Annotated in this window: 10 protein-coding genes; 5 read left to right on the top strand and 5 right to left on the bottom strand. The window is 62.2% G+C overall.

From position 1 onward, the window contains the following. Window positions 1–48 precede the first annotated feature (48 nt). Both ald and BO74_RS13675 read right to left on the bottom strand, forming a co-directional pair. Entirely contained in the window at window positions 49–1,164 is a 1,116-nt protein-coding gene (ald, locus tag BO74_RS13680) for an alanine dehydrogenase (RefSeq protein WP_496442932.1), read from the bottom strand. Between the two features lie 180 nt (window positions 1,165–1,344). Then, entirely contained in the window at window positions 1,345–2,892 is a 1,548-nt protein-coding gene (locus BO74_RS13675) for an alanine/glycine:cation symporter family protein (RefSeq protein WP_496442931.1), read from the bottom strand. 232 nt (window positions 2,893–3,124) lie between these two features. Between BO74_RS13675 and BO74_RS13670 the strand changes: the two genes are divergently transcribed. The 5 genes from BO74_RS13670 (at window position 3,125) to BO74_RS13650 (ending at window position 9,625) form a co-directional block, all read left to right on the top strand. Further along, complete coding sequence (locus BO74_RS13670) at window positions 3,125–4,057, top strand: LysR family transcriptional regulator ArgP (RefSeq protein WP_496442930.1); 933 nt, start codon at window positions 3,125–3,127, stop codon at window positions 4,055–4,057. Window positions 4,058–4,133: 76 nt separating this feature from the next. Continuing rightward, on the top strand, window positions 4,134–6,101 hold the full coding sequence (locus BO74_RS13665; protein WP_496442929.1) for a fructose-1,6-bisphosphatase: 1,968 nt from the start codon (window positions 4,134–4,136) through the stop codon (window positions 6,099–6,101). 34 nt (window positions 6,102–6,135) lie between these two features. Next, entirely contained in the window at window positions 6,136–6,936 is an 801-nt protein-coding gene (locus BO74_RS13660; protein ID WP_496442928.1) for an SDR family oxidoreductase, read from the top strand. A 178-nt stretch (window positions 6,937–7,114) separates the two neighbouring features. Then, entirely contained in the window at window positions 7,115–8,521 is a 1,407-nt protein-coding gene (locus BO74_RS13655) for an SLC13 family permease (protein ID WP_496442927.1), read from the top strand. A gap of 204 nt (window positions 8,522–8,725) precedes the next feature. Further along, window positions 8,726–9,625, top strand: a complete 900-nt coding sequence (locus BO74_RS13650) for a PEP-CTERM sorting domain-containing protein (RefSeq protein ID WP_496442926.1) — start codon at window positions 8,726–8,728, stop codon at window positions 9,623–9,625. 114 nt (window positions 9,626–9,739) lie between these two features. On the opposite strand, the gene BO74_RS13645 is transcribed toward BO74_RS13650, so the two are convergent. The 3 genes from BO74_RS13645 to BO74_RS13635 form a co-directional block, all read right to left on the bottom strand. Beyond that, window positions 9,740–10,765 carry a DctP family TRAP transporter solute-binding subunit gene (locus BO74_RS13645; RefSeq protein WP_496442925.1) on the bottom strand — a complete coding sequence of 342 codons (1,026 nt, stop codon included), beginning with the start codon at window positions 10,763–10,765 and terminating at the stop codon, window positions 9,740–9,742. A gap of 139 nt (window positions 10,766–10,904) precedes the next feature. Further along, a complete protein-coding gene (locus BO74_RS13640) occupies window positions 10,905–12,185 on the bottom strand; it encodes a TRAP transporter large permease (RefSeq protein WP_496442924.1) in 1,281 nt (426 codons plus the stop codon). Then, a complete protein-coding gene (locus tag BO74_RS13635; protein ID WP_496442923.1) occupies window positions 12,182–12,790 on the bottom strand; it encodes a TRAP transporter small permease in 609 nt (202 codons plus the stop codon). Before BO74_RS13635 ends, BO74_RS13640 begins: the two co-directional genes overlap by 4 nt. Window positions 12,791–12,992 lie beyond the last annotated feature (202 nt).

The following is a 12,992-nucleotide window of genomic DNA, read 5'->3' as shown; positions in this document are numbered from 1 at the left end:
ATGACGTTTTCTGCGCTATTCCCGACACCGGCCTTTTTGTCGAGTGTCTCAATCCAGCAACGCTGAAGCAGGCGTATACGCGTAGCCGAGGTCGCGCGCCACGGCCGCGTAAGTCACCTTGCCCAGCGCCACGTTCAGCCCGTTGCGCAGATGTTCGCTCTCCTTCAGCGCCTGCTTCCAGCCCTTGTCGGCCAGATCGACGGCATGACCGATGGTGGCGTGGTTCAGTGCAAAGGTCGAGGTACGGGCCACGGCCCCCGGCATGTTCGCCACGCAATAATGGACGACGCCGTCGACCACGAAGGTCGGCTCGGTGTGCGTGGTCGGATGCGAGGTTTCGACGCACCCGCCCTGATCGATCGCCACGTCGACGATCACCGCGCCCGTTTTCATGCGCGCCACCATGTCGGCCGTCACCAGCTTCGGCGCAGCCGCGCCCGGGATCAGCACCCCGCCGATGACGAGATCGGCGTCGAGCACGGTTTCCTCGATCGTATGCGCGGTGGAAAACAGCGTCGTGATGCGGTTGCCGTAGATCAGGTCGAGATGCCGCAGTCGATCGACGTTCTTGTCGATCACCGTCACCCGCGCCCCCAACCCGACCGCCATCTGCAAGGCATTGGTGCCGACCATGCCGGCGCCGATCACCACGATGTGCGCCGCGGGTACACCGGGAACACCGCCGAGCAGGATACCCATCCCGCCCTTCGATTTTTCCAGATGCGCGGCGCCGGCCTGCACCGCCATGCGCCCCGCCACCTCGCTCATCGGCGCGAGCAGCGGCAAACCGCCGCCCGGCCCGGTGATCGTCTCGTAGGCAATGCACACCGCACCGGACTTGACCAGCGCCGCCGTCTGCTCGGGATCGGGCGCCAGGTGCAGGTAGGTGTAAAGAACCTGCCCCGGACGCAGCATGGCGCACTCATTCGGTTGCGGCTCCTTCACCTTGACAATCATTTCCGCCGCGGCGAATACGCTGGCGGCATCCGGCGCCAACGCCGCGCCCGCCGCCGCGTATTGCTCGTCGGCCAACCCGATGGCCGCACCGGCGCCTCTCTCGACCAGCACCACGTGACCGCGCGACGTGAGTTCCCGTACGCTGGCCGGCGTCAGCCCGACCCGGTATTCGTTGTTCTTGATTTCCTTGGGCACACCAATTTTCATGACTCTTCTTCTCCGAGGGTTCTGAAACGATGCCGCTAGTGTCATCCGGAGCCCCGCGAAAATACAGAAAAATTAAACAGATTCACATCCAATAAGAATAACTGATGATCTTCGCGGATCGTCAGACAAAAAAGCCCCCCGGAAAACCGGAGGGCCGCAATGTACTTCAGCCGGAAGAGATCAGGCGTTTTCCGTTTCTTCCTCCAGGCTCGTCAGTCCGGACTGAAACTGGCGGGTCTTTTCGTTGAGCGCCGCCAGTTGCTGCGGATAACGGTTGGCGGCAATCCCTTCCCAGATCTCCGCATCCTTGATTCCCAGACGCGATGGCACGAAGACCGGGTCGAGCCCCATCTTGCGCTGTTCCTCGTAATCGCGCAGCGTGGCGATGCCCGGTTTGGCCAGCAGCAGGATCACGACGATGTTGAACCAGGCCATGGCGCCGACGGCGGCAGAACCGAAGTTCCAGACCACGTCGACCGAACTGATCGCGCCGATGAACGACATCGTGACGACGGCAACACGGGAGAACAGGATGCCGTACTTGTAGCCGTCGCCCTGCGCATTCCGCTTGAACAGGTAGGCCACGCTGGAGTCTGAATAGAACGCGTAAGCCAGCACCGTCGTGAAGGTGAAGAAGAACAGGGCGATGGCCACAAACGCGCCCCCTGCGTCAGGAACCAGAGAGTTGACCGCGTACTGCGTGAAGTTCGACGCCTGCACGCCTTGCAGATGCTGCAGGATGAAGCCACCCTGATTGACCGGATCGGCGACGTTGAAGGCGTTGGTGGACAGGATCATGACCGCCGTTGCCGTACACACCAGCAGCGTATCGACGTAGACCGAGAACGCCTGCACCAGCCCCTGCTTGGCCGGGTGCGACACCTCGGCGGCGCCGGAGGCCTGCGCGCCGGTACCCTGCCCCGCCTCGTTCGAGAAGATGCCGCGCTTGACACCCCACTGCACCGCCTTGCCGAACACGGCGCCATACACGGCATTCATGTTGAATGCACTGCTGAAGATCAGTTCGAACACTCCAAAGATTCGGTCGTAGTTCACTAACAGGATCACGACTGCAACGGCCATATAGGCGATGGCCATCAGCGGCACGATCCGCTCGGCCGCCTTCGCTATCCGCCGGCCGCCGCCGAACACGACGTAGCCGATCAAGACCGCGTACAGCACGCCAACCATCCACGGCTGCATGCCCAGCGACAGTTTGGCCGCCTGGGCGAAGGCGTTGGACTGGATGCCGGGCAGAGCGAGGCCGCAACCGAAGATGGTCAACACCGCGAAGGCGACCCCGAGCGCGCGACTCTTCAACCCCTTCTCGATGTAGTACGCCGGCCCGCCGCGGTATTCGCCGTGCACTTCATCCTTCCAGACCTGCGAGAGCGCAGACTCGATGTACGCCGAACCCGCGCCGAGGAAGGCGATGGCCCACATCCAGAACACCGCGCCCGGCCCGCCGAAGAAGATCGCCGAGGCCACGCCGGTGATGTTGCCGGTGCCCACGCGCCCGCCGAGTGCCATGGCGAAGCCCTGGAACGAGGACACGCCGGAATCGGACGCCTTGCCCTTGAACAGCTGGCGAACCATGTCCTTGATCAGCCGCAACTGCGGAAAACGCATCAGCACGGAAAAGAAGATGCCCGCCCCCAGGCATCCGTAGATCATGATCTGGCTCCAGAAGAAGTCATCGACCGCGACGGAAAAATTATGCATGTTCATTGACACCCGCCTCCATGAAGAGAGTTTCGTTGCTATAACGCGAATGGAACGGCCAGCTATCGCTGTTATTGGCTGTTGTTTGCCGGCCGTGAGAATGAATCCCGCGATCAGGACTCATAAAGCGGGAAAGTATAGTTTTTATTGAACACAAAAAAAACCAAAGATGTATTAAATTAATTGCTTTCTCATAAGTATCGTTAATAGACGGAACGGTCCTGCAAATCGCGAATCCATGACTCCCTTTTCTCCCGATCTGCTCGAATGCCTCGCTGCCGTCATCGAGGAAGGCGGCTTCGAGCGCGCCGCGCGCCGGCTGTCGATCACGCAGTCCGCGGTATCGCAACGCCTGCACGCCCTCGAAGCGCAGGCCGGCACGGTGCTGGTCGTACGCGGCCGGCCGTTGCGGCCGACCCCGGCCGGGCGTCTCCTGCTCCGCCACGCGATGCAGATGCGCCTGCTGCACACCGGCCTCGAACAGGATCTGCGCCAGTTTGTTCCGGGGGCGGGCGGCGGCACCTACAAGGAGCGCATCTCGATCGCGGTCAACGCCGACAGCATCGCCACCTGGGCGCTCCCAGCGTTCGATGCGCTGCAACAGGACGGCCTCTCGCTCGAAATCATCGCCGACGACCAGGACTTCACCCAGGACTGGCTGCGCGAAGGGCAGGTACTCGGCTGCGTGACGGCGCTGGCCCACGCGCTGCGCGGCTGCCGGATCACCCCGCTCGGGGCGATGCGCTATGTTGCCGTGGCCACGCCCGAAACGCTGCGCAAGTTCTGTCCGAACGGGATCTCGGCCCCGGGCATCCGGCAACTTCCATTCATCGCCTTCAACCGCAAGGACGACCTGCAAACCGAATTCGTCCGCCACGTGCTGAACATCAAGCAGGTCAACCTGCGGCAGAGTTTCGTGCCCAGTTGCGAGGGGCAGGTGTGTGCCGTCCTTTCCGGCTGGGGCGCCAGCGTGGTGCCGGAGTTGCTGGTCCGCCCGTTGCTCGACGCCGGCCGACTCGTCAACCTCGCGCCGGACGCCGCCCTGCCGGTCAACCTATACTGGCACTGCTGGAATCTCGACTCACCGCTGCTCGACGAACTGACCCGCGCGATCCAGGCCGCTGCCGAACGCTGCCTCGCGGCGGAATCCGTCCCGGCATCGCCCGAATGACCGCCCCATGACACATCGGAACAAAACCCGGCTTCGACCTGTCTTCATCCCACACAACGACTTATAAGAGCCCATCATGCCCAAACCTTCCCTCAAGTACCTGCAGCTTCTCTCGGAAAAGTACCCGACGATCCAGGCGGCCTCGACCGCGATCATCAACTACTCGGCGCAACTGCAACTGCCCAAGGGAACCGAGCACTTTCTTTCCGACGTGCACGGGGAGCACGAAGCGTTCAACCACGTCATCCGCAACGGCGCCGGGGCGATCTGGCGGCAGATCGAGGAAATGTTCGGCAACACGCTCTCCAAGTCCGAGCGGCGCAACCTCGCGACGCTGATCTATTACCCGGAACTGAAGATTCCGCTGATGCTGCAGTCGGTCGAGGACAAGGAGGAGTGGTTCCGCCTGAAGATCGTCCGCCTCGTCAAGTTCTGCCGCAACCTGACCGCCAAATACCGGCCCTCGACGGTGCGCAGCTATCTCCCGAGCCACCTCGCTGAAACCATCGAGGAACTGATCTACGACCAGGACGGTTCCGAATTCAAGTCGGTGTATTACCAGAACCAGATCGACACCATCGTTTCGACCGGCAGCGCGGCGACCTTCATCATCGCCATCGCCGCGCTGATCCGCCGCCTCGCGGTCGAGCGGCTGCACGTCATCGGCGACATCTACGACCGCGGCCCCGGCGCGCACATCATCATGGACCTGCTGATGGACTACCACGACGTGGATATCCAGTGGGGCAACCACGACATTCTCTGGATGGGCTCCGCCGCCGGCAGCGAAGCGTGCATCGCCAACGTCATCCGCACCAGCCTGCGCTACGGCAACCTGGAGACGATGGAGAACGGCTACGGCATCAGCCTGATCCCGCTCGCTTCGTTCGCGCTGGAAACGTACAAGAACGATCCGTGCAAGCGCTTCATCCCCAAGGTCTCGCCGGAGGACAACTTCACCGAACAGGAAGTCCGGTTGATGGCGCAGATGCAGAAGGCCATGGCGGTCATTCAGTTCAAGCTGGAAAGCCAGATCATCAAGCGCCGTCCGCACTACAAGATGGACGACCGTCTGCTGCTCGACAAGGTCGACTACGAGCGCGGCGTGGTTAACATCAACGGCACCGAGTACCCGATGCTCGACACTCTCTTCCCGACCATCGATCCGAAGCACCCCGACGTCCTGACCGAGGAAGAACAGGCCGTCATGGAGAAACTGAAGCTGTCCTTCGTCAACAGCCAGCGGCTACAGGAACACACCCGCTTCCTCTTCTCCAACGGCAGCACCTACCTGATCCACGACGGCAACCTGCTCTACCACGGCTGCATCGCCATGGATGACGACGGCGAGTTCCGCGCCTTCAACGTCGACGGCAAGTCCTTCGCCGGCAAATCGTTCCTCGACCGCGTCGACCGCCTCGCGCGGCAGGGCTACTTCGCCACCGACAACCCGGCGGTCAAGCAGTACGGGATGGACGCCATGTGGTTCATGTGGTGTGCGCCCCAGTCACCGCTGTTCGGCAAGGAAAAGATGGCCACCTTCGAACGCTACTTCCTGGCCGAGAAGGCCACGCACGCCGAGAAGCGCAACCCCTATTACACGCTGCGCGACACCGAAGAAAATGCCCGCAAGATCCTCGCCGAATTCGGCCTCGACCCGAGCCGCGGCTGCATCATCAACGGCCACGTACCGGTCAAGGTCGCCAAGGGCGAACGGCCGATCAAGGCCAACGGCAAGCTGATCGTCATCGACGGCGGCTTCTCCCGCGCCTACCAGAAGGAGACGGGAATCGCCGGCTACACGCTGATCTCCAACTCGCGCGGCCTGCTGCTCGCCGCGCACCAGCCGTTCGAATCGACGCAGAAGGCCGTCTCCGAGGAAATCGACATCGACAGCGAAACCGAGATCATCCACACCCATCCGCACCGGCTGCGCGTGAAGGATACCGACCGCGGCAAGGAGATCCAGCAGCAGATCGCCGACCTCAGGGATCTGTTGCATGCCTTCCGCGAAGGCGTGATCAAGGAACACAACGTACATTGATGGCCGCGCCCGGGCGCAGAAAGAGGATTACCGCATGGACCTGCAGCTTCGCGACAAACACGTCCTGATCGGCGGCGGCAGCAAGGGCATCGGCCTCGCCTGCGCCACGGGCTTTCTCGGCGAGGGTGCCCGGGTCACCCTCGTTTCGCGGGACGTCGGCCACCTGGAAGCGGCTCGCAACACCCTGCTCGCCAGCCACCCCGCAGCCGGGGAACGCATCGTGGTTTTCGCCACGAACCTGCGCGACGCGGAGGCCGCCGCCGCGGTCGTCGAGCACGCCGAGCAGCAACAGGGACCGATCGACATCCTGGTCAACTGCGCCGGCGCCGCCAAGCGGACACCGCCGGACGAACTGACGCCGCAGCACTGGCACGAGGCGATGGACGCCAAGTTCTTCACCTACATCCACCTGATCGACCCGGTGATCAAGCGGATGGCTGCACGGAGCGCCGGGGCCATCGTGAATGTCGTCGGTTCGGGCGGCAAGATCGCCAAACCCCTGCACCTCCCGGGCGGCGCGGCCAACGCCTCGCTGATGCTGGTCAGTGCCGGTCTGGCGGCGGCCTACGGTCCCCGGGGTATCCGCGTCAACGCGATCAACCCGGGCACGACGCGGACCGAGCGAATGCAGGCGGGGCTGGAAGTCGAAGCCCGCGCCCACCAGATCACCCTCGCGGAAGCCCTGGCCAAGGCCAGTTCCGACCTTCCGCTAGGGCGCGTCGCCGAACCCGAGGAAGTCGCCAACGCCGTGCTTTTCCTCTGCTCGCCGAAAGCCAGCTATATCTCCGGCGCCATCCTGTCGATGGACGGCGCCGTCACGCCGATGGTGGTCTAGGCTCGGCTCGTTACGGCCGGCAAATTCGCCGCCGGCCTGAAGCGACTCGACGAAGGCCTGCTTCGGAAGCCGCTCCTCCGCTTTTCCCGTAATTCGGCCAGCGGCTCACGTTGTCCATGAAACGACTAACAAAACCAAAGGATCGAGGCACCGACCTCCGTCCATCGAAAACAAATTCATGAAAATTGCATTCTCCATCAGACAAGCGCTCGTCGCAGCCGCGCTCGCCATCGCGCTGTGGCTGGCACTGGGACCGTTCGCCACCGCGAACCCGCTCGCCGCACGCAGCGCTGCGGTCGTGCTGGTCACGTTGGCGCTCTGGAGCACCGGCGCGCTGCCCCCCTTCCTGACCAGCCTGATCTTCTTCGGACTGGTGCTGATCTTCGGCCTCGCCCGACCCGATCTCGTCTTCTCGGGCTTCGGTTCGGCCGCCGTCTGGCTGATCGTCTCGGGCTTCATCATCGGCGCGGCGATCACGACCTCCGGGCTCGGCCAACGGCTGGCATCGCTACTCGCCCCACTGCTCGCAGGCAGCTACGCGCACATGATCGCCGGCCTCACGCTGGCCGCCACGGCGTTGGGTTTCGTCATGCCCTCGTCCGTCGGGCGTGCGGTAGTGCTGGTCCCGGTCGGCATGGCGCTGGCCGACCGGGTCGGTTTCGGCAAGGGCTCGAACGGACGAATCGGCATCGCCGCCACCCTGGCCATGGCCTGCAACATGCCGAGCTTCGCCATCCTGCCGGCGAACATTCCGAACATGATTCTGGCCGGTGCCAGCGAAACGCTGCACGGCACGAGTTTCGGCTACACGGATTACCTGCTGCTGCACTTCCCGATTCTCGGCATCCTCAAATCGGCGCTGATGGTCGGGCTCGTGCTGATGCTCTTCCCTGACAGGATTCATCCTCAGGACGCGATCACCGGAAAACCCGCCCACACCGTCGTCGAAGATAAACCGGCCGATGCCGCCGCCCAGCGCCGCGTCGCCGTGGTCCTGCTCGCCACGCTCGCGCTGTGGATGACCGACAGCCTGCACGGCATCAACCCGGCCTGGATTGGAATCGCCACGGCGGTCATCCTCCTGCTACCCCGGATCGGCGTCGTCGCACCGAAATCCTTCAACGCCTCGGTCGATTTCGGCATGGTGCTTTTCGTCGCGGCGGCCCTTGGCCTCGGCGCACTGGTCAATGCCTCCGGACTGGGCAAGCTGGTCGGGCAGGCGCTCGAACAGGTATTGCCGCTGGCGCCCGGGCGGGAAGCTCTGAACTTCCTGTCGCTCTCCGCAATGTCCACGCTCACCGGCATCGTCACCACGATTCCCGGCGTGCCGACCGTGTTGACGCCAATGGCGCCGGACCTGGCAACCGCCTCGGGCTTCAGTCTGCCGGCCGTGCTGATGACGCAGGTCATCGGATTCTCGACGGTGCTGTTTCCCTATCAGGTCGGCCCGCTGATCGTCGCCATGCAACTTTCCGGCGAAAAGCTGGGGCATCTGCTGAAGATCACCCTGCCGCTGGCGCTGATCACCTTCGTCGTGCTGCTGCCGCTTGATTATCTGTGGTGGAAGCTGCTCGGGTGGCTCTGAGCGTACTCCACACAACAAGAAGAGGCCGGAAGGGGTGCATCCTCCCGGGAGTTCACTGTCGACGAAACTTACACCGCACCGACCGGGGAAAAACATCATCCAAACAAGCACCTGATTAGAAATGAATTCATATCCCCGGCTCGGTTGTTGCTTGAAAAAGTACACAGCTACCGTCTCGAGGCAGCGAGAAAAGGGAGGAGTGCCATGTCATTCCGCAAACTCGTTACTTGTGTCGTTCTGGGCGCCGCGCTTCAGTCCCCTTCAGCGGCGTCAGTCATCGATATGCAGGTCACCATCCAGCCAATCGTGGTACCGGCTGCCAGTGCGCTGTATGGTGCTTACGAAACAGCGCTCGACAAAATCTGGGCGCAAGCCGGTATCGATATTGCCTTTCTCAGCCCGGTGTTCCACGACGACGGCGCCGACACGTGGATAGATATCGATGAGTTAATGGCAAGCCAGCCAAATACCGTGCCGACATTCTTCGCCGGATCACACGGGCAAAATGCAGACCCGTCCATTATCAACATGTGGTTCATCGACGAAATTACCGGTACAGGATCTGCGTCCGTTACCGGTATATCAAACGGCATGTTCGACAATCAGGAAAACCCGATTGCTCTGAACGGTATCGTGATCTCGGACAACATTTTCGAGGGCTACGAACCTGACCTGTTCTACGTCATGGCGCACGAACTTGGGCACAACCTCGGTCTCTGGCACGTAGATCCGTGGGGAGAATCGTGCTACCAGACGGTTTCGGACAGCATCAAGAAGAATCTTATGGCTTCCTGCGCCGGACTTGGTTTCGACGGCAGCATGAGCAACATCGCGCCGGACGGCAGCGGCTACTTCAGTCTAACGTCGGCGCAGATTGCCAGCGCGAGAAGCAGCGTGTTCGTCGGAGAATTGGCCTACATACCGGAACCCGGTTCACTCGCCCTGCTGGGGTTCGCGCTGGCGGGATTGGGATGGACTCTGAACAAGCGGTGGATCGAAGAACGACATCAACGAGCACTCCAACGCAACACGAATTGCCTTAGCAGGCGAAAACCAGCCAGTCGCCACACCGATGATTTCGCGGCCAAGAGGCACAGCTTCTAATCGTTGGCGCATAAACACCAGTACGGCAAAAAGGGAGCGACGACAACCGCTCCCTTTTCCTTATGTGCACTGCCCCGGATCACCAGAGGACGGACAGCGCATATGCTACTTCAGTTACTTCAGCGACTTGCGCGCCTTCTCGACTTCGGCGTAGAAGCTCTCGACAAACTCCGGGCCAATTTTGGCCGAGAATTTCTCGAGCGCGGGCTTGACGGCAGCACGCATCTTGTCCAGTTCCTGTGGCGCGAATTCGGTTACCGCCATACCCTTGGAACGAAGCAGGGTGACTGCATCGGTCTCCTGCCGGGTCTCTTCCGCCCGCTGGAAATCACGCGCGATGTCCGCCGCCTTGCGAACGGCGGCCTGCTGGTCGGCTGGCAACGCCGAGAACCACTTGCTGGAAACCACGAGTGCTACCGGCGTATACCCGTGATGAGTGATGGCCAGGTTTTTCTGGATCTCATAGATCTTGTTCTGGTACATATCGACCGGCGGATGCTCCAGTCCGTCCAGCGCACCGATTTCCAGCGCCGTATAGACCTCAGCGTAAGCCATCGGCGTGGCGTTGATGCCCATGGCCTTGAAGCTATCGATCCACACCGGGCTCTGCATGACCCGAATCTTCAAGCCCTTCAAATCTTCGTACTTGTTGAGCGGCCGCTTGCCGTTGGCAATGTTGCGAAAAGCGCCACCCGCCCAGGTCAATCCGACCGCCCCGGTATCCGAAAGGCTGTCCAGCATCTTCTTGCCGATCGGCCCGTCAAGCACCATGGCCACTTCACGCTCATCCGCAAACAGGAAGGGAAAATCGAAAATCTGCAGTTCCTTCTTGCGTACCGAGAAAGGCACCAGAGAGCCCATATAGAACTCCAGCACCCCGCTCTGGACTCCTTGGAGCATCTTTTCCTCCGACCCCAGCGTCGAATTGGAAAAGACCGAGACCTTGATCTTTCCCCCCGTCGCCTTCTCAACCTCGGCAGCGAACAATTTCATGGCCTTGCCGCGTGGATGCTCGTCCGTGAAGCCATGGCCGAGGCGCGCATCAGCGGCTGCAGCATGCGTGGTTGCCAGCAGGCAGGCTGCGCCAAGCAATGAAGCGAGGGCTCTGGCAATACCGCTCAAGGTAGTTTTGAGTTTCATGATGACTCTCCTGTCAGTGCAACGAAAAAAGTGAAAAACGCGACTACTGGACAACGACGAAGCAAGCGGAAAAAATTCGGGAACAACCGGAATGTGCTGCTGGCGGCGAGTCGGGACTCGCCGCCAGCAGCTCAAGAAATTACCGGGTCATCCACTGAAGCGGGACGAGGACGATGTCGGGGACGAGAATCAGGAGGATCATCACCCCGGTCTCGGCCAGGAGGAACGGCCAGACGCCCCACACCACCCGGGCCATCGGCATCTTCCCGACCGTGCTGATCACGTTCAGCACCGCGCCCACCGGCGGCGTCAGCAGTCCCAGACACTGGTTGAGGATGTACATCACCCCGAAATACACCGGGTCGATCCCCGCCGCCTTGACGATCGGGATCAGCACCGGGGTCATGATCAGGATGCTCGGCGTGAAGTCGAGCACGCAGCCCATCACCAGCCCGAGGAGCATCAGCACCGCCATCAGCAGGATCTTGTTGTCCATGAACGGGGTGAGCACTTCGCCGAGTTGCTGCGGGATGTTCACCGCGGTGACCAGCCAGGCCGAGACGGACGCTGCGGCGACCAGGAAGAGGACGATGGCCGTGGTCTTGGCCGCGGCGAGGAACAGGCCGTAGAGGTCCTTGATGCTGATCTCGCGGTAGATGAACAGGCCGACCACCAGCGAGTACCAGGCGGCAATGACCGCGGCTTCGGTCGGGGTGAAGAAGCCGGTCTTCAGCCCGCCGATGATGATCACCGGCAGGAGCAGCGCCCAGAAGGAGTTGCGGGTTTCGATCAGACGTTGCTTGAGCGGGATGCGCGGTTCGACGACGACGTCGTCCTTGCGGGCGATGACGTACCAGGTGGTCATGATCGCGGCGCCCATCAGGATGCCGGGGACGATGCCGGCGAGGAAGAGCTTGGCGATGGAGACCTGCCCGGAAACGCCGAGGAGGATCATGCCGATCGAGGGCGGTATGACCGGGGCGATGACGCCGCCCGAGGCGATCAGGCCGCCGGAGCGCGGGAGGTTGTAGCCGGCGCTTTTCATCATCGGCAGGAGGATGGCGGCCAGCGCGGCGGTATCCGCCACCGCCGAGCCGGACAGCGAGGCCATGATCACCGAGGCGATGACGGCGACGTAGCCGAGACCGCCCTTGATGTGCCCGACCCAGGCCATGGCGAGCTTGATGATGCGCCGGGTCATGCCGCCGGCGTTCATCAGTTCGCCGGCGAGCATGAAGAAGGGCACGGCGAGCAGCGGGAAGCTGTTGGCGCCGTCCCACATGTTCTGGACGATGATCTGCGGGTCGGTCATGCCGAGGTGGAGCATCAGGGCGAGTGCACAGCCGAGCAGGGCAAAGGAGATCGGCGTGCCGATGATGACGAAGAAGAGCAGTGCGGAAACGTAGATGATGAGGGTCATTTCTTTTCTCCGGCGTGGGCACGGGCCGCTTCTTCTTCGGCGGCCATCTCCAGGCCGACCTTTTCCAGTTCGCGCGCGGCGAGTTCTTCGGGGTCTTCGTCGTGGGTTTCGGCGAGCTCCTTGTCGGTGACCCGGCCGAGGGCGAGGCGAAGGAGGTTGGCGAACGCGATGAGCGTCAGCGCGGGACCGGCGATGTAGGTGACGCCGTAGACCCAGAGGGTGCTGATCTGCAGCACCGGCGAGGCGTTCTCGTAGATGATGTCGTGCAGCATGACGGTGCCGTAGGTGATGTAGATGCCGCAGACGAGCACGAGGGCCTGGGTGATGCCGTAGAAGAGTTTCTGCACCGGCCGCTTGACCATGTGCACGAACATGTTGACGTTGATGTGGGTGTTGGACTTCATGGCGACGACGGCGCCGCAGAAGGTGAGCCAGATGAACATGAAGCGCGGAATTTCTTCGGCGAAGTCGATGCCGCTGTTGGCAGCGATGCGCAGGAAGACGTTAACGCCGACGAGGATGAGCATGCCGATCATCATGAGCACCATGATGACTTCGAGCAGCCGGATGAAGCCGGCGGAGAGCTGGTCGAGGAGTCGTCCCATTGTGGTGTGTCCTGTGGCCGTGCGCAGCCCCGCGAGGGCGCGTACGGGATGTCAGATACGGGGAAAGAGAACCGGCCACCTCCCCACCCAAGGGGCCGAGGCACCTGCTGGGCAGGAGAGGGGCGTTTTACTGCGTCTTACTTGCCTGCGCGAACTTTGTCGATTTCGGCGTAGAAGCCCTTGATGAACTCTTCACCGATCT

The organism is Propionivibrio pelophilus DSM 12018, assembly GCF_059569095.1.
This window is presented reverse-complemented; position numbering and strand designations above follow the sequence as displayed.

Bases quoted from the DNA above. Each gene is read 5' to 3' on its own strand.
- ald (WP_496442932.1), bottom strand. From the start codon at position 1,164: ATGAAAATTGGTGTGCCCAAGGAAATCAAGAACAACGAATACCGGGTC.
- BO74_RS13675 (WP_496442931.1), bottom strand. From the start codon at position 2,892: ATGAACATGCATAATTTTTCCGTCGCGGTCGATGACTTCTTCTGGAGC.
- BO74_RS13670 (WP_496442930.1), top strand. From the start codon at position 3,125: ATGACTCCCTTTTCTCCCGATCTGCTCGAATGCCTCGCTGCCGTCATC.
- BO74_RS13665 (WP_496442929.1), top strand. From the start codon at position 4,134: ATGCCCAAACCTTCCCTCAAGTACCTGCAGCTTCTCTCGGAAAAGTAC.
- BO74_RS13660 (WP_496442928.1), top strand. From the start codon at position 6,136: ATGGACCTGCAGCTTCGCGACAAACACGTCCTGATCGGCGGCGGCAGC.
- BO74_RS13655 (WP_496442927.1), top strand. From the start codon at position 7,115: ATGAAAATTGCATTCTCCATCAGACAAGCGCTCGTCGCAGCCGCGCTC.
- BO74_RS13650 (WP_496442926.1), top strand. From the start codon at position 8,726: ATGTCATTCCGCAAACTCGTTACTTGTGTCGTTCTGGGCGCCGCGCTT.
- BO74_RS13645 (WP_496442925.1), bottom strand. From the start codon at position 10,765: ATGAAACTCAAAACTACCTTGAGCGGTATTGCCAGAGCCCTCGCTTCA.
- BO74_RS13640 (WP_496442924.1), bottom strand. From the start codon at position 12,185: ATGACCCTCATCATCTACGTTTCCGCACTGCTCTTCTTCGTCATCATC.
- BO74_RS13635 (WP_496442923.1), bottom strand. From the start codon at position 12,790: ATGGGACGACTCCTCGACCAGCTCTCCGCCGGCTTCATCCGGCTGCTC.